The 23,422-nt window shown below is 67.4% G+C and carries 18 protein-coding genes; 15 read left to right on the top strand and 3 right to left on the bottom strand.

The annotated features are described in order from the left end of the window. Nucleotides 1–12: 12 nt before the first annotated feature. Nucleotides 13–5,373 carry a Calx-beta domain-containing protein gene (locus tag WYM_RS22345; protein WP_192813708.1) on the top strand — a complete coding sequence of 1,787 codons (5,361 nt, stop codon included), beginning with the start codon at nt 13–15 and terminating at the stop codon, nt 5,371–5,373. A gap of 122 nt (nt 5,374–5,495) precedes the next feature. Here WYM_RS22345 and WYM_RS20985 read toward each other — a convergent pair whose 3' ends face one another. After that, on the bottom strand, nt 5,496–8,699 hold the full coding sequence (locus WYM_RS20985) for a BTAD domain-containing putative transcriptional regulator (protein ID WP_192813707.1): 3,204 nt from the start codon (nt 8,697–8,699) through the stop codon (nt 5,496–5,498). Between the two features lie 113 nt (nt 8,700–8,812). Then, complete coding sequence (locus WYM_RS19135; protein WP_051008056.1) at nt 8,813–10,012, bottom strand: FAD-dependent monooxygenase; 1,200 nt, start codon at nt 10,010–10,012, stop codon at nt 8,813–8,815. Between the two features lie 67 nt (nt 10,013–10,079). Here WYM_RS19135 and WYM_RS04025 point away from each other — a divergent pair, with 67 nt between their 5' ends. The 6 genes from WYM_RS04025 (at nt 10,080) to WYM_RS04000 (ending at nt 16,585) form a co-directional block, all read left to right on the top strand. Then, nucleotides 10,080–10,703: a TetR/AcrR family transcriptional regulator gene (locus tag WYM_RS04025; RefSeq protein ID WP_019179549.1), complete on the top strand. Its 624-nt coding sequence runs from the start codon at nt 10,080–10,082 to the stop codon at nt 10,701–10,703. Nucleotides 10,704–10,796: 93 nt separating this feature from the next. Further along, the gene (locus WYM_RS19130; protein WP_019179548.1) at nt 10,797–12,182 is read left to right on the top strand and encodes an FAD-binding protein; all 1,386 of its coding nucleotides are present in this window, start codon (nt 10,797–10,799) and stop codon (nt 12,180–12,182) included. A 178-nt stretch (nt 12,183–12,360) separates the two neighbouring features. Continuing rightward, the gene (locus WYM_RS04015) at nt 12,361–13,233 is read left to right on the top strand and encodes a carbohydrate kinase family protein (protein ID WP_237739298.1); all 873 of its coding nucleotides are present in this window, start codon (nt 12,361–12,363) and stop codon (nt 13,231–13,233) included. After that, on the top strand, nt 13,202–14,872 hold the full coding sequence (locus WYM_RS19125; protein WP_157524855.1) for a S1C family serine protease: 1,671 nt from the start codon (nt 13,202–13,204) through the stop codon (nt 14,870–14,872). The genes WYM_RS04015 and WYM_RS19125 overlap by 32 nt, the downstream gene beginning before the upstream one ends. A 67-nt stretch (nt 14,873–14,939) precedes the next feature. Beyond that, nucleotides 14,940–15,356 carry a VOC family protein gene (locus tag WYM_RS21910; protein ID WP_019179545.1) on the top strand — a complete coding sequence of 139 codons (417 nt, stop codon included), beginning with the start codon at nt 14,940–14,942 and terminating at the stop codon, nt 15,354–15,356. Continuing rightward, the gene (locus WYM_RS04000) at nt 15,353–16,585 is read left to right on the top strand and encodes an NAD(P)/FAD-dependent oxidoreductase (protein ID WP_019179544.1); all 1,233 of its coding nucleotides are present in this window, start codon (nt 15,353–15,355) and stop codon (nt 16,583–16,585) included. Before WYM_RS21910 ends, WYM_RS04000 begins: the two co-directional genes overlap by 4 nt. A gap of 80 nt (nt 16,586–16,665) precedes the next feature. Here WYM_RS04000 and WYM_RS03995 read toward each other — a convergent pair whose 3' ends face one another. Continuing rightward, entirely contained in the window at nt 16,666–18,090 is a 1,425-nt protein-coding gene (locus tag WYM_RS03995) for a PLP-dependent aminotransferase family protein (protein ID WP_019179543.1), read from the bottom strand. 35 nt (nt 18,091–18,125) lie between these two features. Between WYM_RS03995 and WYM_RS21645 the strand changes: the two genes are divergently transcribed. From WYM_RS21645 to WYM_RS03955, 8 genes are all read left to right on the top strand, one after another. After that, on the top strand, nt 18,126–18,341 hold the full coding sequence (locus tag WYM_RS21645) for a hypothetical protein (protein WP_157524851.1): 216 nt from the start codon (nt 18,126–18,128) through the stop codon (nt 18,339–18,341). Then, the gene (locus WYM_RS03985) at nt 18,338–19,243 is read left to right on the top strand and encodes an NAD(P)-dependent oxidoreductase (RefSeq protein ID WP_019179541.1); all 906 of its coding nucleotides are present in this window, start codon (nt 18,338–18,340) and stop codon (nt 19,241–19,243) included. The genes WYM_RS21645 and WYM_RS03985 overlap by 4 nt, the downstream gene beginning before the upstream one ends. Next, nucleotides 19,240–20,421, top strand: coding sequence for an FAD-binding domain (locus WYM_RS03980; protein ID WP_019179540.1), 1,182 nt, complete (start codon nt 19,240–19,242; stop codon nt 20,419–20,421). Before WYM_RS03985 ends, WYM_RS03980 begins: the two co-directional genes overlap by 4 nt. Before the next feature lie 90 nt (nt 20,422–20,511). Continuing rightward, nucleotides 20,512–21,000 carry a PaaI family thioesterase gene (locus tag WYM_RS03975; RefSeq protein ID WP_202802619.1) on the top strand — a complete coding sequence of 163 codons (489 nt, stop codon included), beginning with the start codon at nt 20,512–20,514 and terminating at the stop codon, nt 20,998–21,000. Between the two features lie 88 nt (nt 21,001–21,088). Further along, the gene (locus WYM_RS03970) at nt 21,089–21,415 is read left to right on the top strand and encodes a cupin domain-containing protein (RefSeq protein ID WP_019179538.1); all 327 of its coding nucleotides are present in this window, start codon (nt 21,089–21,091) and stop codon (nt 21,413–21,415) included. Further along, nucleotides 21,412–22,161, top strand: a complete 750-nt coding sequence (locus tag WYM_RS03965) for an SDR family NAD(P)-dependent oxidoreductase (RefSeq protein ID WP_019179537.1) — start codon at nt 21,412–21,414, stop codon at nt 22,159–22,161. Before WYM_RS03970 ends, WYM_RS03965 begins: the two co-directional genes overlap by 4 nt. Continuing rightward, nucleotides 22,158–22,775, top strand: a complete 618-nt coding sequence (locus WYM_RS03960) for a hypothetical protein (RefSeq protein ID WP_019179536.1) — start codon at nt 22,158–22,160, stop codon at nt 22,773–22,775. Before WYM_RS03965 ends, WYM_RS03960 begins: the two co-directional genes overlap by 4 nt. A gap of 75 nt (nt 22,776–22,850) precedes the next feature. Continuing rightward, the gene (locus WYM_RS03955) at nt 22,851–23,405 is read left to right on the top strand and encodes an RBBP9/YdeN family alpha/beta hydrolase (RefSeq protein ID WP_019179535.1); all 555 of its coding nucleotides are present in this window, start codon (nt 22,851–22,853) and stop codon (nt 23,403–23,405) included. The last annotated feature ends 17 nt before the right edge of the window (nt 23,406–23,422 follow it).

Raw genomic sequence — 23,422 nt, 5'->3', positions numbered from 1 at the left:
ACCTTCCTCAAGGTGCTGCTGCGGCTGTGTGCCAGCGTTCCCGAGGCCATCTCCGTAGCCGAGGACGGTGGTACCGTCCGCATACCCGTCACCTTGAGCGGCGCGCCTAATGAAGCCGCGGAAGTGGGATGGCAGACCGAGGATGGCACCGCACTGGCCGGCCAGGACTATGTCGCCGCAGACGGCGCCGTCACCTTCGAACCGGGCGACACCGAGAAGTTCATCGAGGTGAAGATCCTCGACGATGAACTCAAGGGAGGAGACCTGGGCTTCCAGGTGCGTCTGACCGGTGCCGCAGGGCTGACGCTCGGCAATGACGTGGCCGAGGTCACAGTCCTTGAAAACGAGCAGATGCCCGAGTGGGTGACGCGCATGCTTCCCGGCATCGGCCGCGCCCGCGTCGGCGTCCTCACCAACGACGACGCGTACACCACCGTCCAGGGTCAGGCGTACCGCATCTCTCTCGACACAGGCCGGCAAACCGAACTCGGCGGGGCAGAGTCCGTCGCGGCGGCGACCGACGACCTGCTGGTCGGCACATGCCGCGACGACAAGGGAAACCCGATGTGGTGCTGGACCGAAACGGGAACCCTGTGGGAGTCCATGTCAACACCCGAGAACGGTGACGTCAGCATCATCGGTATGGACGACGACGGCCGCGTGTTCGGGCAGTTCACGCCCGAAGGCGGAGGCAACGTGCAGAACGTCGTGTGGCCGAGCCCCGGTGAAAAGCCGCTCTTCTTCGACGCCCCGGGCGTCGTCACGGATGTCAACGACCGCGGAGACCTCGTCTACGTCGACATCGCGGGTAACGCCCGCAGCTGGTACCACCCGGCCGCCGGTGAGCCGGTCGCCATCACTCTCCCGGCGGACATCACGGGTACGCGTGTGGTCGCCACTGCGCTAGGGGAGGACGGTCGGGTCGTCGGTATGACGGACGATCCCGGGGTTTCGCCGCGTGCGTGGAGTTGGACGGCGGACGGCGGTGCCGTCCTGCTTGGCGAGGGTACGCCGACCGGCGTGAATGTCCGGGGCGATGTCGTCGGGAACGTTGCGGTCGGGCCGACACTTCTGGACCGAGCGTGGGTGTGGCGGGAAGGCGTCTACTCGATCCTCGACGAGGTCGGCGATCTTGCGGGCAGCGGTTGGGGGGCTTACACCAGCACGGCCGCCATCACCGACGACCGGGTCATCGTCGCCTCCCTCGGCAACCTCGACTACGACGACTACACGCACGTGCTGCTCTACCCGTACGGACAGGCGCCACAGCCGCCCCGTCTTGAACTGGGCGGACGCATGGACGAACAGCGCGTCGACGGGCCTGAAGATGATCGCATCCTGGTCGTGGACCGCACCGTCGATGGCAGCACAGTCCGGCTCACTGCGACCGCGGTCAACAATGACGATGCGCACCGGGACCCGGCCGAAGGGCTTCGTGCACAGTTCTTCATCAACGGGGAGCTGCGCCATGAGAGCGAGCCGTTCACGCTCCGCCCCGGCGAACGACGCGACGAAACCTGGGAGTGGGACACAACCGGCCTGGCGTGGGCTGGCGGATCTCCCACGGAGGCGTTCGATATCCGGATGGCGCTGGTCGCCGACGACGGACCCGTGCAAGCACTCACCGGTCAGGTGACCGTCGAACCGCGCCCCGTGATCGCCGTAGGCGGATGGGGGACCGGAGACGGGTGGGCCGCGCTCACCGAGCAGCTCCACGCGAAACGCGAGGACTGGCACATCGAAACCACTGCCACCGACGTGACAGCGGGACCGGCCGGTTACGTCGATGCCGCCGCGGAGCAGATCGCGGCCTCCGTCGCGGAGGTCCGCGCGCTGACCAACGCCGCGCGTGTGGATATCGTCGCGCATTCCACCGGTGGAATCGCTGCCCGCCTGTTCGTAGATCAGTACGTCGACGAGAACGCCCGCACGGTCGAGCGTCTCATCATGCTGGGGACCCCGAACGCGGGCGCCGCATGCGCGGACTTGTTCCTGGATGACGCACACCTGGAATATCGCAGCGACGTGATGGCGGCTTTCAACGAGCGTGTCACCCGTACCCATGGGGTCACGGTGTCGGTGGCAGCCGGCGACAGCGAGGAAACCACCTGCTTCGCCGACGAACCCGGCGATGGGTTCAGCACCACGAGCTCCGTCCTGTCCGGATACGGCGACGTCGCGACGTATGGCGTGCGCTTGGAGGAGATGCTCGGCGACGAGGAAATCACCCACGACTTCCTCCTTCCTCGGCTGACGGCAGGTTCCTCGCTGTCTCCGCTGGACGCTGTCGCTCAGACGGCCCGCGTATTGATCAACGGCGCGACCGGCTGGTTCACCGATATCTTCACGCAGCCGGGCTCCCCGCAGCTTCTGGAGCTTCGGTCGCTGACGGTGGCTCCGGGCGATGCGACATATGCGGTCACTGTCCCGCGCGGGACAAGCGGCATCGGGCTCACTGTGTCTGCGCCCGGGGAGGTCACGGCGAACATTGGTCCCAGCTCCGGCTCTCCCGTCGACGTGCCCGAAGGGACCTCAGGCGTCGTGCTCGACCGCAGCGTCGAGATCGCCAATCCTGCCCAGGGGAATTGGACGATCCGCTTCAAGAACAGCGCCGCCGAGCCGCAAACCATCGTCTTGGCCGTGTGGGCGGACGGGCTTGTGACGACGGTCGAAGCCGACCTCACCGCCACCGACGACCATGGCGGCATGCGACTTACCGGTCGAGTCGATGGCTCGCAGTTGCCCACCACCTTGGCCTCCCGGACGGTCGACGCGCGAGGTGCGACGGTGTCCACGACGCTCCGAGACGACGGCACCGCCGGGGATGACACCCCCGCGGACCAGGTCTACAGCGCGGGCCTAGATCGACTGGCGACCGGATACGCGGGCTCAGAAGTGACGGTCGCAGTAGGAAACATCCGCGTTCTCGGTCTGGCGGCCGCGCATGTTGGACCCGAAGGCGAGGGGCCGGGAGGGGACACCCCTTCTGTCCCCGACGTGGAGTTGCACACGCCCTACGCCACGGATGTGACTGCGCGGTTGCGGGGTGTTGATCCCAACGGTGACGCGCTGACCTACTCCGTGGTGGAGCAACCGGCGAACGCTGATGTGGTGATCTCGGGCGACATGCTCCGTGTTCGCCCGTCCCACAACTTCGTGGGCGACGTCGTGTTCGACTATGTCGCCGACGACGGTGAGAACGTCTCCGAGCCCGCCACGGTCACCGTCCGTGTGGTCCGGGGAGAAGTTGTCGTGGAGGAACACCCCACCGTTGGTCAGGGTGCGGTCACCGGGCTGCCGGTGGTGCTACGCGGACCGGCGGGCATCTTGAGCGCGGGCGACGACTCCGGTATCGAGGCGACATGGCAGGGCGCACGTTCTGCTGTCGTCCGGGACGACGGCAGGTACACGCTTCCGGTGGATCTGGGGACTGGTCTGCAGCCGGGAGTGCACGAGCTGCTAGTGCACTTTCCGGGAGACGCGTACCACGAGCCGGCGGAACTGGTAGCGCGAGTGACCGTGGTGGCCAACTCCGCGCCCGTCGTGCGGGGACTGCTCACTCCGGGCCGCCCCGAGGCAGGCTACGACACACGCTTTGACGTGCTCGCGCTCGACCCCGAGCAAGGCATCGTCCGCTACGAGCTGGATGCGGACGCGGATGGGCAGTGGGACCGTGTGCTCGAACGTCCACTGTTGCCAGCAGTGTCCTCATGGGAGCGGAATGACCACTTCGTCTACCGATACGACTCACCGGGTGAATACACCGCGCGAGTACGAGTCACCGACCGATTCGGCGTGACCGCCGAAGAAGAGATGACCGTGCAGGTCGCTCCGCACCAAGCGGTGGGCGCCATCGATCTCGAACGCAATGCCGCAGGCAGCCCGCATGTCGCGTTCGCCGATGAGATCGGCAGAGCACCATCTGTGTCCGCCGCCAGTGGCCGGTACCTGTTGATTGGCGCCGAGGATTACGACGTGCCGGACCAGGAGCCTGCCCGCGGCGCGGTCGAGATTGAAGACACCGAGACGGGCACGGTTCGCCGGTTCGAGGTGGCGGAGGACGTGCTCTACTTCGACGTGCACATGTCGCCGCAGCACCCGCTGGCCGTAATCGGCTCCACCCTGCTCGACCTCGAGGACGGGACAACGAGGCTTCTCGACGGGTACGCGGATGTTCAGCAGGCTACGGTCAGCGACGATGCGCACTGGTTAGTTTCTGCATTGTCGACTGGCCCTGGGGTCACCGTGCACGATCTTGAGAGCGGGGCGCAGCAGAGTGTGCCGCTGGCCGGGGCGTCGGCTCCGCGGATCAGCGGGAACGGTTCGCGCATCGTGCGTGTCGATGGGCCTGAGGTTGGTGTGCTCACCTGGTCGGACTGGAAGATCGGTGGCGAGGATTCGAAGAAGCTGTTTCCAGTCGGCGTCGAACTTCTCGACGTCTCCGACGACGGCAGCTTCGTGCTGGTCCGCGCGCTGGGCGACCTTGGCGCGAACGCTGGCGACACGGATCTCAAGAACGACGTGTATCTCGTCGAACTTCAGACTGGGGACGTGACCGAGGTCAGCGACGGCACCGACCCTGATGCCATTGGCGATACGCCGGCCGTTCAGGCAAGACTCAGCGGCGACGGCCGGTACGTCGTCATGCTCGGTTTCTTCGAAGACGCCGATCACGCCGGCTTGTATCGCCTCAACGTATCGACCGGAGCGCTTGAACGGATCGACGTGGATCGCGACGGAGATCCTGGTCGAGTGGTGTTCGACGGGTCGTGCGACAACTCCTCGTGCGACATTGGTGCGTCGCCGTGGCCAGCCGGGGCGCTGACAGCGGTGTCCGATGATGGGACCGACGTGCTGTTCGCCTCCTATGCCAACACGCTGGTGCCCGGTGACGTGCACTTCTGGAGCCCGTGGGCCCCGGACCGGGCGAATCTCCGCGAGCTCAACTTCCTCCGCTGGGTAGAGAAGGACCCCACCGATCCGACGGATCCCACGGACCCGACCGATCCCACGGACCCGACCGATCCCACGGACCCGACCGATCCGACGGATCCCACGGACCCGACAGACCCCACGGACCCGACCGATCCCACGGACCCGACCGATCCCACGGACCCGACCGATCCCACGGACCCGACCGATCCCACGGACCCGACCGACCCCACGGACCCGACCGACCCCACGGACCCGACGGACCCGACCCCGCCGGCGCGGCCGGATGGTGAGAGTGGTCTGGATGCCGGAGCCGAGTCGCACGAACGGCGCGACCTCGCTGCGACGGGGCAGGCTCTCGGAATCGGCTGGGTAACGGGACTGGTTGCCACTCTGCTGGGAACGATGCTGCTGATATGGCGGCGGCGTCGAGCTGAGTGACAGTGAGATGGCCCCGGAGCTCGTGAGCTCCGGGGTCATCTCGCACTCCCCAAGGCTTCTGCGCGGACAGACGTGCGAAGAGGCCCCGTGGTCGCTGACCACGGGGCGTCGGCTCGGGCGATTCAGGCGACGGGTGTGAGTGGCCAGGCCGGGGGTGCTCCGAGCGCCGAGCGGATGTCGTCGGTCAGCAGACGGGCCTGGGCGTGGTGCGCACGCGCGTCGTCGTGTCGTCCGAGACGGACCGCGATCCGGGCGAGCAGCTCGTCGCGGGGTCCGAGGATGGCGATCCCGGTGCCGGCCATGAGCAGTGGTGACGTGGAGCGGGCGAGGTGGTCGTACGCGTCGCTAAGCAGCGGCGTTCCGAGGTGAACGGCGACCTCAGCGGCCTGCGCGACATCGAAGTCGGTCGACCATGTGCTCGTCCGCGGCATAAGACGTAGGTTCCAGCGCCCTTGCATCGCACGTGCCTCGTCGAGGCGGCCGGCCTCTGCGAGGGCGAGCACGGCCGCCGAGCGGAGGGATCGTTGTCCGTCCGGGGCTGCGGCGGCGAGGAGTTCGTCTGCGATGTCTGCAACGTTTCCTTGGACGCGGGCAAGGGTCAGCCGCTGTATCCAGGTGACCCACGATCCACCCCACATGCTGGTGCGGCGCATGGTTGCGTCGGTGCGGGCGATGAGATCGCGGGCTTCGTCGAGGCGTCCGGCCTGTAGGGCGGCGCCGGCCAGCTGCGCCGTGTACTGCGCGGCGTACTCTGCTCGACCTGCCCGCGTTAGCAGGTCGCCAGCCCGTTCGATGTCAACGCTCCACGCGTCAATGTCGCCGTGTACCAGGTGGATGCTGGCCCGATGGAGCCGGGCGACCACTTCGCCGTGCATTGTGCCGGCGGTGGATGTGCCGCTCAGCCAGTCATTCAGGACTGTCAGGCGTGCCTGTTCGCTGTTCGGCCGCCATACGGAGAACACGCTCGCGCTGTATGCGCGGGAACGTCGCACGTCGTCGGTGCCCGTTGAGGCGGTGGCGACCGCGGCGCCGGTGAGCATGGCGGCGCGAGATCGTACGGGTTCGTCGGCGTAGTACAGCTCCATCGCCAATGCAACCGACAGGTCTGTGCGTTCGGCGTCCGTGAGCGACGCGTGAGAGAGGAGGTCGTCGAGCACCGCGATGGTGTCGGTGTCCACTTCCCCGTACTGCCGCCAGTTCCACAGGGTGACCTCGCCGAGCAGCGCGAGCACCCTCACCGTGAACCCCGCGTCGCCCAGTTGCTGGGCGGCGCGGATGGCTTGGCGGAGCGATGAGGCGGCGGCCACGACGTCGCCTGCGGCACGGCGCTCGGCGGTGAGGGACAGCAGTGTCTCGGCTCGGCGCCGCGGTTGCAAGTCACCAGCAGGGGTCGACGACAGCGCTCGTTCGCGGAAGGTGGCGGCCTGGTCGAAGGCAAGACTGCGCGCGGCGCGGTCAGCGGCGGCGGTGCACACCAGGTACGCCTGCTCGTCGCTCATGCCCGCCGCCGCCCGGAAGCGGTGGTAGGCGAGGGCTTCGAGAACGGGGTCGAGGTCGGCGACGTGTCTTTGTTCGAGCGCGTCGGCGAGGAGCCGATGCGCGTCGGCGGCGGTGGCGCGGGGGATGGACGCCAGGACGGCGTCTCGGGCGAGGCTGTGAGCAAAGGCGTAACCGGTGGCATCCTGCCGCCACAGCCCGACAGCGCACACCTCGTCGGCCTGGGATAGCACGTCGTCAGGGGTGAGTCCGAGGGCGGTTGCGAGGAGTGGGGTATCGATCTCAAGACCGGCGATGGCGGCGATGTCCACGAGTTGGCGAAGCGATGAGGGGAGTGGCGCAAGTCGTTCTTCGACAAGGTCCGCGACGGTGGCGGGGAGCGCGTCAGAGCTGCTGTCAGCAAGGAGCTCGGTGAGAAAGAAGGCGTTGCCTCCCGTGCGCTCCTGCAGCTGCGCGGCAGCTTCCGAAGCCTCGTCGTCTGTGAGCTCTGCTGTGCGTTGCAACTCGGCCGTGATCTCTGCCACCGTGAACTCTGCGACGTGAAGCCGGTGAGTGGTGGTCTCACGCTGCAAGGACGCCAGGGTCGATGCGAGAGCCGGACGGTGCGCCACGGGCTGGCGAACGGTCAGCACGACGAGGCATGCGGAGGAACGGACGACGGATGCCAGCATGCCGATGGCGTGGAGAGTCGCCGCATCCGCCCACTGCACATCGTCGAAGACGAGCAGGAGCGGGCGCTGACGAGCTGCGGTCAGGACGCGGGAGACGAGCGCCTCTGACAATCGGAAGCGGGCTTCGTCCGCATCCGACGACGCGCCGAGCGTCAATTGGAGTTCGGCGAGTTCGTGAGCGCCGGTCGGGTCAGTCGCGTCCGGAAGAGAGGCGAGGATGCGCTGCCAGGGCCACAACGGTGGCGTGCCCATGCCTTCCACCGTCCGCGTCCACGTCGTAGCGAAACCGGCACGCTCGGCGATGTCCACCGCCCGTTCAGCGAGATACGTCTTCCCGACACCGGCGTGGCCTTCCAGGACAAGTACGCCACCGCGGCGGTCACCGGCAGCGCGCAGGAAGGTGTCAATCTCACGCAGGTGCGTCACCCTGCCGATGCCGACGTGCTCCGGTGCGGGCCCGTGCAGGGCTGCAGGGGGAACTGCTTCGATGTGTGTGGCATCCTCACGCAGGAGCTGGGCGTGCAATGCGCGCAGGCGGGAGCCGGGGTCGATGCCCAAAGCGTCAGCGAGAAGCTCTCTAACTTCCTCGTAGAGCGCGAGGGCGACGGCGGTGTTGCCGGAGTCGTGCTCGGCCTGGATGCGAAGTACCCAGTGAGCTTCACTGAGCGGATCGCGTTCGGTGAGTGTGCGAGCCAAGTCCGCTGCCGCTCGCGCCTGCCCCGCGGCAAGGAGGAGACGTGCGTCAAGCTCGGACATGCGGTCTCGAACGCGCAGCAGTCGTTGCGACTCGAGCATCAGGTCCGTGCAGGCCGACACGCCTTGGAAAGGATCGCCGCGCCATATCTCGCGTGCGGAGCGCAGCTGCCGTTCCGCGGTGGCGAGATCACCCTCATCGAGGGCCACCTCGGCGGCGGTGACCGCTTCGGCGAAGAGGACCGTGTCGACCGCGTCGGGAGCGACCTCAAGAACGTAGCCGGGCGCGCGGGTCGCTACCGAGATGTGGATTGCGTCTAGTTGTCGGCGGAGTCGGGAGATGTACACATAGAGGGCGGCGACCCCCGATTGCGGGGGATTGTCGTCCCAGAGTTGATCCATCAGGCGTTCCGCCGAGACCACGCGTCCGGGCTCCAACGCCAGAAGCGCGAGGAGTGCGGCCACGCGACCAGGCTGAGGCGCGACCGGTGGTAGGTCGGCGGCTTCGGCCTGCATGTTGCCGAGCAGACGAATCCACGCCGTCCTGACGGAGGCGGGGGCGGTGTCTGCTGCGGTATTCACCGTGGGCTGGAAGTGACGGTCGGATTCATGCCGGCGGAAGGCGGCGCCCATGTCTGCACCGCTTTGGCCTGCTTGCCGAGTGCCGAGGCCGGCGTGAGCCGCATCAAAGCGTTCCGAAAAGCGACGCCTGTTCGCGACGGAACGTGGGCCAGCGCGCCGAGGGTGCGGGCCCGGCGCGCGATAGGTTGCGTGCGCGCACGGCGTAGCTGATCGTACGTTGCGAGAGCGGTCTCCACCCCGTCGGCAGTCGGCGCCGTCTGGGCGGCGAACGGCTGCAGAAGGGCGGTGAGAGTCGCCGCGTCTTCCATCGCCTGGTTCGCGCCTTGCCCCAAGTCAGGGGTCATCGCGTGCGCCGCGTCGCCGAGAAGAACGCACCGGCCCCGGCGGAATGTCGAGAGCGGATTGGCGAGGTCGTTGATGGGAAGACGGAACACGACGGCCGGATCGGTGGCGTCCAGCAGCGCCGGAATGGGAGCATGCCAGCCGCCGAAGAGCTCGCGGACCCGGGCGTACTCGTCGTTGACCTTTTCATCGGCCGGCATCGTGGCCACAGCGAACCAGTACACCCGCCCATCACGCAGGGGAGCCATCCCGAAGCGCAGGCCACGGCCCCACGTCTCCCCGGCTGCGCCTAGCAGATCCACCGGCCGGGAGGTGACCCCCCGCCAGCTGGAGTACCCGGAGTATCGCAGACCGGGGTCACCTGGCCATGAGCGGCGGATGGCGCTGTTGATGCCGTCGGCGGCGACAACGACATCGAACGCCTCAGCGGTTCCCGCACCGTTAGCGCTGAGGGACTCGACGGTCTTCCCGTCAATGCTGATTGCGGAGACGGTCGTTCCGAGGTGCAACGTAGCGGGCTGCAAGCCGGCAACAAGCATTTCGTGCAGCTCGGCCCGGTGCACGACTCGCAATCCGCTGACGGCGTCGTGCGGCAGGCGAGCCAGCCATGAACCATCGGGACGGCGTTGCCCGGCGTCCAAACGCGCCGCATCCGCCGCGGTGATGTCGCGGAACTGCTGCCCAAGACCGAGCGCGTCTAGGGCGGCGATTCCGTTCGGGAACACCGACAGCCCGGAGCCGACCGACTTGAGCTCCGGCGCGCGCTCGAGGACGACCACTTCTGCGCCGGCACGTTGGAGCCCGATGGCTGTGCACAGGCCTCCTATTCCAGCTCCGACTACCGCGACACGCATCAAGCACTCCGTTCACTACAGATGTAGAGGGTTTATGCGCCGACTATACACCTGTAGAGTCACCGGGATGCAAGAGTCACAGGAATCCGTCGCCACCCGCCCCCAGGCGCTCGCCGACGCCGCCGTCCGGGTCATCGCGCGCGATGGCCTGCGGGGCCTGACCCACCGCGCCGTTGACCGGGAAGCCGCACTCCCGCAGGGATCGACGTCCTACTACGCATCCACGCGGCTGGCACTGCTGGAGTTGATTGCGTCACGGCTGGCGGAACGCAGCCTTGCCGACCTGCATCGCTATTTCCGTTCACTGGCCGACGCTCAACCGGCGGACAGCGCAGATGAGCGAATCGAGCAACTTGCGAGCATGATGACGGACTTCGTCCAAGCTCTCCTCGCACGTCCCGATGACATGCGGGCACGGTACGCGCTGGTCATGGACTTTCTTGCCGCGGACCCTCTCAGCGGAGTCCTCTCATCGGACTCACCGCTCCTTGCGAACGCGTACGCCGAAGCTCCGAGTCTGATGCGACGCTTCGGATTGACCGTCAGTCCTGAGCACGGCCGAGACATCATGCTGCTCACTGACGCTATGACCTTCTCCCGAACAGTGCACGCGTCGTCGCCTCACCTTCACCTCGACGTCCGCGCGGTGCTCATCGCCTTTCTACGGTCGCTGCCGCAAGAACCTCGCTAACTTGGGCGCAAGGTAGCCGGCGTCGCGGTGCAAGGTTGGCGACAGGTGACCGGGGGACAAATGAGTCATCCGTCGATCCCACTGGAGGAACCTATGTCGACCAATCTGGATGTCGCGCTCGTCGTCGAGCTCCGAGCCGCCGGCGTCGCGAACGCGTACGCAGCCGGCGATCCGGAGTATCAGCCGGCGCTGCTCGGCTTCAACCGCGACATCAGTCACACCCCAGAAATCGTGGCGGTGCCCCACACCGTCGCAGAGGTTGTCACAACCGTGACCTTCGCGAACCGCCACAACCTTCCCGTGCGGGTGCTCGGCAAGGGACACGGCGCACAAGCCCCGATCACCGACGGAATCGCCATCGCCACTGACCAGCTCGCCTTCGTGTCCGTCGACGCCGAAACGCGGACCGCCCGTGTGGGAGCCGGGGCCACGTGGACCGACGTGCTGTCCGCGGCCGCGCCGCGCGGCCTTGCCGCGCTGTGCGGTTCTGCCCCGCACGTCGGCGTCGTCGGCTACTTGCTCGGCGGCGGTATCGGGCCCGTCGGCCGCACCTTCGGGTTCGCGGCGGACCACGTCCGCTCCATCAGTGTCGTCACAGCCGACGGCGGCTTGGTCCGAGCTGACGCGGAATTCAACCAGGACCTGTTCTGGGCGTTGCGCGGCGGTAAGGGCGGTTTCGGAGTCGTGGTGGAGGTCGAAATCGACCTGTTCCCGCTCGCCACCATCTACGGCGGCGCGCTGTTTTACGCCGGCGAGGACACCCCGGCCGTGCTGCGCACATTCGCTGAGTGGTCACGAGACCTCCCCGACGAGATGACGACTTCTGTCGCGATGCTGCGGCTTCCGCCCCTCCCAGAACTGCCTGAGCCGCTCCGCGGGCGATTCGTGTGCGCGGTGCGGATCGGGTACGTCGGCGCGGCTGAAGACGCCGAGGCGCTGATGACGCCGATTCGCGAGGTCGCGCGCCCGCTCATCGACGGGGTCGGAGAGATGCCCTACGCCGAGATCGGCCGCGTCCACGCCGACCCGGTTGACCCGATGCGGGTCATGGAAGGGGGCATCCTTCTCGACGAGTTCGACACCGCAGCCGCCGATGCCCTCTTGACGGCGTCCGGTCCGACCGTTGAAGTCCCGCTTGCCGCGGTTGAGGTACGTCGCCTCGGCGGTGCCCTCTCGCGCATGCCCGAGCCGCCGAACGCCGTCGGCGGACGCGACGCGGCCTACAGCCTGCACGTGGTCGGCGCGCCCGTGCCGGAACTGCTGCATTCCCTCATCCCGCAGGTGATCGGTGGGCTGTTCGCCGGGATGGAGCCGTGGGCAACCGGTGGAACGCAGGTGAACTTCTTCGGCCGCGCCAACATGCCGGGCGACAAGGTCACCTCCTGGTCGCCCGAAGTTGCCGCTCGACTGCTCGAGGTTCGCCGCAAGCACGATCCCGCTGGCCGCTTCCCCTACCCGCTCCACGGGGAAGCCATCTGAGGCAGCCGCACCTCGGATACCCGACGGTGTGCGGTGCATTCCCCGGTGCACCGCACACCGTCTCTGTGCGAGATTACTGACATCGTTCAAACGAATGACACCCTCATCGGCACGCTCCGTGAGGGACAACGAAGGCCACAACTTGGAATCGAACGAACACCAGGCGCCTCGTATCGTCGTGGTCGGCCCCGCCTCATGGAATCACCTCATCGAGCTTGACCACCTTCCCGACCCGACCCCGCACATGGAGTTCGCGCGCCGCTCCATTCACACAGTCGGCGGCACCTCAGCCGGCAAGGCGCTCCACCTCGCCGAACGCGGCGCCTCGCTCGAACTTCACGCGCTGCTCGGTACAGATGCCGACGCACACCAGATCTACGACGCGCTCACAGGTGCAGGCGTGAGACTCCGCCCGCACCCATCTGCCCGCACGGAACGCCACGTCAACCTCATGACGCCCACCGGGGAACGACTCTCCATCTACGTCGACACCCCTTCCGCCACCACAGAAGAAGCCCTCGCCGCAGTCGAGCAAGCTCTTGAAGGTGCCGACATCGCCATCCTCGACCTCAGCGACATGTGTGGAACACTCCTTCAGCGACGCCACCGCGCCAGGTGGGCTGCTGAGGTCTGGGTGGACCTCCACGACTACGACGGCGCCTCCGCGTACCACGAGCCGTTCCTCAGAGCTGCAGACGTCGTCTTCATGAACGCCGACCGAACGGCGGATCCCTGGGGTCTTCTCAGCAGCTGCCTCACCCGGGGGCCGCGAGTTGCTGTCTGCACTCTAGGCGCGCGCGGCGCCCTCGCTTTGGACGCTGCGGGCAGGCGCTACACCGCCGACGCGGTATCCACCCGCGTCGTGGACACCAACGGTGCGGGAGATGCATTCATGGCAGGTTTCCTCGACGCGACTCTGCACGGCGCAGACATCACAACAAGCCTTCAGGCCGGCGCGCAGCAAGCCACAGTCGCCCTCGGAACGGTGCACTTGCACCCGTCGCTGACTGCCGCCCTCAGTGAGGGATCCCGTTCAGGCAGCGGCGAGTAGGCGGTGGCGCGGGTGCAAGGGCGGTGAAAGCTCAGCGCCCGGAGCGGGCAAGGCCCTAGCAAGCGCCCGTTTCTACGGTCGCATCATGACCTCCACCGAATACCAGCGGCGCGTGCGCCGCCCCGCCTTGGCCGCCAGCGCGCTCGTTCTTGCCGGCGTCACGATGGCCGCTTGCGCCGCCCCGACAACATCGTCCGTGACGTCGAAGCCTGTCGGCTTCGAGGATGTCCAGTCCGCCACCATTCAGATCGAAGCTGTCGGCTCGTTTGTCTCACCCGAAGAGGGCGGGTATGAGGTCGCCGGCCGCGGCTCAGGCTTTCTGATCTCGCGCGACGGCATCGCGGTCACCAATAACCATGTGGTGGTCGGCGCCGGAACGCTCGACGTCTGGCTCGGCGGTGACACAAGCAGGACCTACAACGCCAAGATCCTCGGTTCATCGGAATGCCTGGACCTCGCAGTCATCCAGCTTCCGGGCGACGCCTTCCCGTTCTTCGATTGGCGCGAGGGAGAGATCAAGACCGCCACCGATGTCTACGCCGCAGGTTTCCCCCTCGGCGATCCCACGTTCACCATGACCCGGGGCATCGTCTCCAAGGCATCCACGCCCGGGGAGACGCCATGGGCGTCGCTGGACAGCGTCATCGAGCACGATGCTCGCATTCGCGGCGGAGACTCCGGCGGCCCACTCATCGACGACAAGGGCCGGCTCGTCGGTGTCAACTACGCCGGAAACGACGTTCACGACACAAACCTCGCCATTCACCGGGACGAAGTCACCGCCGTTCTTGACGACCTCATCGACGGCAAGAGCGTCCTCAGCCTGGGTATCAATGCTCAAGCCATCGCCGACGAGAACGGACAAGGACTCGGCATCTGGGTCAGCTCGGTGCAGTCCGGTTCGCCCGCCGACAAAGCGGGGATCGAACCTGGCGACCTGCTGACCAAGCTGCAGGGAGTGACGCTCGCCCAAGACGGCACCCTCGCCGACTACTGCGACGTCCTGCGCACCCACGGACAGGACGCCACCCTCGACGTCGACGTCTATCGTCCGGCGGACGGCATCTACTACCGCGGCCAGTTCAACGGAGACGAGCTCGAAGCCGTCCAGGTTCTCGGCAACGCGGGCGGCGAGGACGACAGCGGGGGCTCGAGCGAAGTCGCCGAAGGCGACTTCGTCAGCATCACCGACGACTCCGGCAGCATCCAGGTCGAAGTGCCGGCGGCCTGGAATCAGCTCGACGGCGCCGGCTACACCAATGACGACGGCACCTGGGCGAGCGTGATCGCATCACCCGACATGGCCGGATTCGAAGACGGTTGGAACACACCAGGGGTGTGGGTCGCGGCTTCCCCCGACGCCAGCGCAAAGGTGACCCCTGACGTGCTTCTCCAGCGCGCCGACGAGTTCCTGGCTCAGAACTGCACACCCGAACCGCCCGCCGCGTTCGATGACGGTGTTCACACCGGCACGTACACGGTTTACGAGCAATGCGGCGGCGTGGGAGCGGCCTACCTTTTCCTCGCAGCAACCGCGAAAGATGGCAGCTACACCATCACCGTTGCCGTGCAGGCAAACACCGAAGCAGACCTCGCCGCCATCGACCGGGTCATCGGCAGCTTCATCGCCCAGTTCTGAACCGAGACGGTGGCGCCGACTCCACGCCAGCGCCACCGTCTCCGTCGTTATCAACGAAGGAGTTCGCATGAGCATTCTGCGTATTGAGATCTTCCCGGACGACCTCGACCAGACGGTGAATTTCTACACCGCCGTCCTGGGGTTTGCTCTAGAGCGCGATGAGCGTGACGAGGCCGCGACCTACGTGACAATGCGTCTCGGCGACGCGCGCGTCGGGGCAGCCCGCCGACCGCCCCGCGACAACTCCGCCCGGCGCCCGCCCACCGGGGTTGAGCTCGTCCTGGAAGTCGATGACCTTGCGCAGGCGCACGCGCGAGTCCTCGCCTCTGGCTGGCCGGTGGATGAGGACATCACCGCACGACCCTGGGGACTCAACGACTTCCGCGTCCTAGACCCGTCCGGCTACTACTGGCGGCTCACCGAGCAAGAGCGCAACGCGGCACCGGTGTCCACAGCTACAGCTACAGCGACGGGACGGCCATGACACGCTACTTACTCTCCGACCGCGACGACCTCGTCTCGGTGGTGATCGTCGGCGGCGGGTACGCCGGAATGATGGCATCCAACCGGCTCCTCGGCTCGCTGACCAGCGAGGAACGGGCACGAGTGCGCGTCACAATCATCAACCCAACGGACCGCTTCGTGCACCGCATCCGCCTGCACGAGCACGCCGCAGGAATTGCGGATGCCGCCCTCGAGCTGAGGTCGATGATCCACGCCGAAGTGACAGTAGTCATCGGCCGGGCTACGAGCATCGACACCGCGCGACAGATCGTGCTTGTCGACACCGCCGCGGCTGAACACCTCCTTGCGTATGACTGGTTGGTGTATGCCGTCGGCTCCCGCAGCGCCTCTCAGGTGCCGGGAGCGGCCCGGTACGCCGTGCCCATCGGCGACATCGACGGTGCGAGCGATATCGCACGTCGGTTCGCCGCGAAGCAGGTCCGCAGGGTCTGCGTCGTCGGCGGAGGACCGGCGGGAGTAGAAACCGCGGCCGAACTCGCCGAAGCACACCAGAGCGCTCGGGTCACCCTCCTTGCTGGACAGGAGCTGGTCGCGGGAATGCGTGTGGCGGCACGCCGCTCAATCCGCCGACGCTTGCAACGACTGGGGGTAGTCGTTGAAGAGGGGGTGCACGTCGCGGAAGTGACACCGCACGGGGTGAAGACAGTCGGGGGTACTCGGCTGCCGTTCGACCTCGTCGTCTGGGCTGCTGGATTTGAGGTCCCCGATCTCGCCGCACGCAGCGGACTGCCCGTAGATCAGACGGGCCGGCTCCTCGTGGACGAGACCCTCGCCTGCATCACCGAACCGAGGATCCTAGGTGCTGGCGACGCGGTGAGAGCCCCTGACGCGGTTAGCGCACATCTGCCAATGGGGGCGCGGACTGCGCTGCCGCTCGGTGGGGCAGCCGCCGACACGCTCCTCGCTCGCCTTCGTCACGAGGTGGCGCAGCCGATCTCCATAGGTCTCCTAGGGCCTTCCATCAGCATTGGTCGACACGACGGCTACATTCAGCTTGCCCGTCCCGACGATTCACCCAGGCCCATCGCAGTGACCGGGCGCCTAGGCGCGGCAATCAAGGCGTGGGTGTGCCGGATGACCATCGACAGGCCTCGCGACGAGCGCACCCGGCCCGGCGCCTACCGCGTGCCGGACGGGCCGAAACCCGCTCAAAGGCACCGGTCCTCGACCGCCGCTACCCACCGCTAGACGATCTACTCAACACCTGCCAGAAGAGAAGCAAGCGACACAGTCGCCAGTCGCCTCGATCAGCAACGACCCGCCACTGCTCAGATGGCTGACGCTGGCAGCCGCTCGTGCGCAGTGCGGGCGTTGGCGTCGAGATGTGCCCAGGCGTCGGCGAGGAGTTCGACACCGGCGTCGAGGTCGGCGATAGGCGATGTGAACGGCAGCCGCAGGAACCGTTCGAGTGACCCGTCTATGGAGAACTTCGGTCCGGCGATGAGCGACATGCCTCGCGCCCGGCAGATCGAGGTCAGTGCGCTGCTTCCGGGGTGGTCGAGCTGCACCCACATGGATAGGCCGCCGTCCGGCCATGGGGTCGTCCATTGCGGCAGGCGGCGGTTGAGCGATTCGGTGAGTACCGTGCGGTGTTCGTGAAGGAAACGTCGCCGGCCGATGACGAGTTCGTCGAGGCGGCGGACGACTCGTTCGCCGATGAGCTGTTCGATGGGTGGGGTGCCGAGGTCACCGGCGGGCCGGGCTTGAACGAGGCGGCGGATGACTGCTTCGTCGGCGCGGATCCAGCCGATTCGCAGTCCGCTCCAGATGCTCTTGGACAGTGAGCCGAGGGTGATGATGCCGGACCCGTTCCAGGTCGCGTCGCGGGTGGCGTGACGGGCGAATGGTCCGTCGTCCCAGGGTCGGTCGATGTTCAAGTCCGCGGGGGCTTCGTCGATGACGAGGGTGGTTCCAGCGGTGCGGGCAGCGTGCACGACACGGGCGCGGTCTTCGGGGTGCATCGATGCGCCGGTGGGGTTGTGGAAGTCGGGGATGAGGTAGGCGAGGACGGGCCGGGACTGTTGGATGGTGGCGACCAGATGGGGGATGTCCCATCCGTCGGTGGTGACGGGGCTCGCGATCATTCGCGCCCCGGCCCGTTGGAACGCTTCGTACGCGTGCGGGTAGGTGGGGGATTCCACGAGCGCGGTGTCGGTGCGTTGGATGAGGGTCTGTGCTGTGAGGGCGATGGCGTGCTGGCCGCCGGTGGTGACGATGATCTGGTCCGGCGAAGTAGGGGGCCCGCGCTGTGTGTAGCGGTCGGCGATGGCTTCGCGGAGGGCGTCGTTGCCGAGCAGGTCGAACCCGGGGAACGTGGTGATGTCGGGAAGGTCGGTGGTCGTCTCGGCGATCAGTTCGCGTAGCCCGTCCACCGGTGGCGGCACGGACCCTGCGAAGTTGACGGCACGGCCTGGCCGTTTGGAGATGTCCGCGAGGTGGGGGAGGGTCGCGCGGCTGCCGGATCCTTGCCTGCTGACGAGGTGGCCGCTGTCGCGGAGCGCCTGATAGGTGGCGACGATGGTGGTGCGGCTGCGTCCGGCGAGGACGGCGAGTTCCCGTTCGGAGGGGAGTCGTGTGCCGACGGCGACGCGGCCGTCGGCGATGAGGACGCGGATGCGTCCGGCGAGCTCGGTGTAGGCGACCGGTTCTGCGCCCAGGTCGCCGGTCATCGACAGCAGCGCGCGTGCTGACATTCGTGGTCCGGTTGCCATGAGTCCAGCATCTGCGAGTGGACCGCGCCAATCACCGTCTGTTCGAGGTTTGCTCGGACATTGGCAGAAAGTGGACGGCGGAAGGCGCACGTGCGATGGGCGAGATCTGGTTCCTGCTGGTGGTCGGCGTCATCCTGGTCATCGAAATGGTGTGGACCCTGCGGGTAGTCCTGCGCGACGACCCCGGCCCGCGTCCGCACCGCGACGACTACGACACTCGGAGACCACAATGACCGCACCCATTGGCTTCATCGGCCTCGGGCTGATGGGCTCAGCCGTCGCGTCCCGTCTGCTCACCGAGCATCCGCTGCTGGTGTGGAACCGGACGGCCGCCGCGGCCGCCCCCCTCGCGGAGGCCGGCGCTGCGGTTGCGTCATCCGCGGCCGATGTCTTCGCTGCGTGCCGGACGGTGTTCCTGATGGTCACCGACGAGCACGCCATCGACGACATCCTTCACGACGTGGACCTGGCGGACACCACGCTGGTGCAGATGAGCACGGTGACACCCGGCTACTCCGAGGCCCTGGCCGCTCGCGTGGCCGCGGCCGGGGGATGGTTCGTGGAGGCTCCGGTGTCCGGGTCGCGGCAGCCGGCGCTGAGCGGCAACCTCATCGGGATGCTCGCCGGGGAGGACGCGGTGCTCGATGAGGTCGAACCGCTCCTCCAGCCGGTATGTGCGAACGTCGTCAGGTGCGGGACGCCGCCGCAGGCGATGCAGATGAAGCTCGCCGTCAACACGTTCCTCATCACCGTCGTCACCGGCCTGGCCGAATCATTCCACTTCGCCGAGACACACGGGCTTGACGCCACTCTGCTGCAAGGAATCCTCGACGCGGGCCCAATGGCGTCGTTCGTGTCGCGCGCGAAGTCGGCTGCTCTGGTGTCTGGCGAATTCACTCCGCAGGCGGCGATCCCGGATGTGCTGAAGAACGCCCGCCTGGTCGTCGATTCCGCCCGTGAGCACCGCACGACGGCGACGTTGATGGATGCGTGCGCAGAGCTGTACGCCGAAGCCCTTGCGCTCGGCCACGATACGGAGGACATGGCTGCGGTCATCTCGGCGTACCGGGCCCGCACCGCAGACCTGAACGAGGAGCCGTCGATCCATCTGCAGGCTGAGAGGAGACCATCGTGAGGGTTCTGATTGTCGGGGCGGGGATCGCCGGACCGACGCTCGCGTACTGGTTGCAGCGTTTCGGGCATGAGCCGACACTGCTGGAACGGTCCGCTCACCCGCGGCGCGGCGGGTACGTCATCGACTTCTGGGGTGCGGGGTTCGACGTCGCCGACCGCATGGGTATCGTCCCCACGCTTATGGAACGGGGATACCGGGTCCGTGAAGTGCGGGAGGTCTCCGCCACCGGCAGACGGGTCGCGCACTTCGATCCGCGTATCGCGCTGGACGCTGTCTCGGGCCGCTACGTCAGCATCGCCCGCTCTGACCTGGCCGCGACCATCCTGGAAGCGGTCGAGACGGACATCGAGGTGATCTTCGGTGACACCGTCCAGTCGATGCACGGTGACGGGGACCGCGTGCAGGTGCAGTTCGCCGGTGGCGCCGAGCACGAGTTCGATGTTGTTGTTGGCGCCGATGGCCTGCACTCACAAGTCCGTGAGCTCACGTTCGGGCCGGAGGGGCAGTTCGAGCGGCAGCTGGGGATCTCGGTCGCCGCGTTCGAGGTGAACGGGTACCGGCCGCGGAACGAACTCACCGCTATCACCCACACGGTGGTGGGAGCGGAGGTGCTCCGGTTCTCGATTCGCGACGACGCGACGATGTTCTCGATGATCTTCCGCCATGACGCCAACGCCCCGACCGGAGATGCCGAGGCGCAGCGTCAGCTGCTGCGCACCCGGCTGCGAGGCCTGGGGTGGGAGGTGCCCCAGATCCTCGAGAGCCTGGATGACGCGACGAGTTTCTACTTCGACAGCGCGAGTCAGATCTTGATGCCGTCCTGGCACCAGGGACGCGTCGCGCTCGTCGGTGACGCCGCCGCCTGCCCGTCGCTGCTGTCCGGTCAGGGGTCGGCGCTGGCCATGGTGGAGGCGTACATCCTCGCCACCGAACTGCATGACGCCGGCGGAGACCACCGTCGCGCGTTCCCCGCATACCACCGCCGACTCGCATCCCTGGCGCGCGCGAAGCAGGACGCCGCGATCAGACTCGGCGCCGCATTCACCCCACGCAACCGCGCCCAACTTCTCATCCGCAACAGCGTGCTCGGCCTCATGGGCATTCCGCTGGTCGCACGCATCGCCATGGGCCGAAGCCTCCGCGACCCCATTCAACTGCCCCCGACACCGGCACACTGACATGGCAGCATGACTCAGCGCTGCGCTTGAGGGTCCACTGCTCGCGGGTGGACCGCGCGACATGCGGGCCCCCGGTGATGTCCTGCACTGGTGACGACTCTCTCCGTGCTCGACTACCTCCAGCGACACGTCGCCGGCCAGCTGCGGCCGGACGATACGAACCCGCTGCTCTATCCGACGCCGGTCTCTGAGCTGCTCGGTATCCAGATCATCGCCGTCGACGAGCGGGCCGCCACGGTGCGCATGAGCGTGACCACGGACGTGCACGGCAATCAGCAGGGCACCGTCCATGGCGGGACCATCGCTGAACTCGCCGACGCCGCCATCGGAACCGCCCACTCCACCGTCATCGACACCGGCGAATCCTTCGCGACCATCGAACTCACCGTCCGCTACCTCCGCCCCATCTGGCAGGCGACGCTGACGGCATCAGCCTGGGCCGAGCACGCCGGGCGCACCATCTCTCACTACCGGTGCGAGATCCGCGACGACCAGAACCGGCTGGTCGCGGTCGCCGACAGCTCGGTCATGACCGTCCGCGGCGCCGACGCAGACCGTTCCAGTCCGAAGTCCCGGTGAAGCGCACGCGCGGTCCAGTTCTTGCCGCTGGACCTGGAAGCGGGCCCGATGCGGCACGAGGCTGAGGCTGGTGAAAGGAACACGACAGATGCATGCGCTGACCCTCGAGGACGACACCTCCGCCCAGGTGAGGTACGACGAGCTGCTCCGCGTTCCCGCCCTCAGCGTGGGCCGCTACCTACTGCCCGCTGGTTCAACCGACATGCAGCAACCGCACACCGAGGACGAGGTGTACGTCATCCGGTCCGGGCGGGGCACCCTCCGTACACCGGGCGGCGATGAGCAGGCTGTCCCCGGAGCCGTGCTGTTCGTTCCGGCTGGCGAGGAGCACCGATTCGTGGACATCGTCGAGCCCCTGGATGTGCTGGTGCTCTTCGCTCCCGCCGAGCACACGCGGAAGGAGATGGGCCGATGACAACGACCGTGGCGGTGGTCACCGGCGGCAGCCGCGGCATCGGGGAAGCCATCGTGCGGCGGCTCACCCGCCTCGGTCACGCGGTGCTGTTCACCTACACCTCCGACGAGTCCGGCACCGACCACGTCCTCGCGCACGCCGCCGACACCGGCGCGAACGTGCTGGCTCTGCGATGTGACATCACTGGGACCGACGCCCCGCAGCGCATCTTCGACGCCGCCGACGAACTCGGCGAGCTCACTGTCCTGGTCAACAACGCCGGCATCACAGGTCCCATCGGACCCCTCCGCACCGCCACCGACGACACCCTCTCACGAGTCATCGACGTGAACCTCACCGCAACACTGCGGCTGTGCCGTGAGGTCGTAACCCGGTGGGAGTCACGGCCACCGCGGGAGGACCGCAGCATCGTCAACGTGTCCTCCATCGCCGCACGCACCGGGGCGCCGGGGGAGTACGTCTGGTACGCCGCCACGAAGGCCGGGGTCGAAGCGCTCACGGTCGGTCTTGCCCGAGAAGTCGCCGGCCAAGGCATCCGCGTGAACGCGGTCAGCCCCGGCACCACCACCACGACCATCCACGCGCGAGCTGGCCGCCCGGACCGTGCCGCCCAGGTCGGCGCCCGCACGCCTCTCGGCCGCGCCGGAGCACCGGACGACATCGCCGCAGCCGTCGAGTGGCTCACCACCAGCGACGCTGGCTACGTCACCGGCAGCATCCTCGACGTCACAGGAGGGATCCGATGAAATTGAGCGGCAGGGTCGATTGGCGGGCGCCCGACGCGAAGGCAGACGCACTCTTCGGCGCCGGAGCAACCCGCGCCGAGAAATCCCTCGCCAACGGAGTGGGCATCGCTGGTGCCGTCTTCATCGTGCTCGCGGCGTGGGTGAACGAGGCCGACTGGAACATCCTGCTCTACCTGGTCGCTGCCATCATCGCCTTCGACGTGGTCGGCGGTGTGGTCGCCAACGGGCTGAACGCTGCCAAGCGCGACCACTTCGGGCCGCCGTCCGCGACTGAGAGGACCGCCCTGGGGCGCCTCGTCCGGCACCCAGTGATCTTCACCTCCCTGCATATCCACCCCATCATCGTCGGCACCTTCTACCCGCCGCACCTGTGGTGGTGGGGGCCGCTCTGGTACCTCGGCATCCTCGCCGGCACCGCCATCGTTCGATCCGTCCCGCTCTACCTCGAGCGGCCTGTCGCTCTCGGTTTCTGCGCCCTGGTTGCGATGGTCTCGGCCTATTCACCGATGCCGGAGATGTGGGGATGGCTGCCTGTCATGCTTGCGCTCAAGCTCGTACTCGCCCACGCGGTGCAGGAAGAGCCTTACCGTCCGGCAGCCCCCGCCGCACGGTAGGCGCCGCGGGTCCTGCCGGGGGTGAAGACCGGCAGGACCCACACGCGCCACACCAGACTGACCAGAAGGAGAGCGATGTCCGCGTTCATCACCATCCCCGGCATCGACAGCTCCGGCACGGACCACTGGCAGTCCCGCTGGGAAGCGTCAGACCTGGCCTTCGCCAGGTTCCAACCGACGACCTGGGACGCTCCGCGCCTCGACGATTGGATGGACGCCCTCGAACGTGCAGTGGCCGGCACGCCCGGTGCTGTGCTCGTCGCCCACAGCCTGGGTTGCCTCCTCGTCGCGCACTGGGCGAATCGCTCGGAAAGCGAGGTCGCGGGTGCCTTCCTGGTGTCCGTCCCGAACCCCGACGCACCCGCCTTTCCTGAGCAGGCGTCCACCTTCCGCGGACTACCGGACGGATTCCTCCCCTTCCCGGCCCTGGTCATCTCGAGCTCGACGGACCCCTACGGCAGCCTCGACTACCAGCAGTCGATGGCCACGCGATGGGGCGCCGGCCACATCGACATCGGAGATCACGGACACATCAACGAAGCCTCAAGCCTCGGTGCTTGGCAGCAGGGTCGCGACCTGCTTACCGCTTTCGCAGTCGGGCTGCACCGGACTACGCGCCACGAGAGGTGAGCCGCGCCAGCCCCGCC

It is taken from the genome of Microbacterium yannicii PS01 (assembly GCF_000304335.1).
Lineage (GTDB): Bacteria > Actinomycetota > Actinomycetes > Actinomycetales > Microbacteriaceae > Microbacterium > Microbacterium yannicii_A.
Note: the sequence above shows the minus strand (reverse complement) of the source record. Positions and strands in the feature narration are given on the sequence as shown.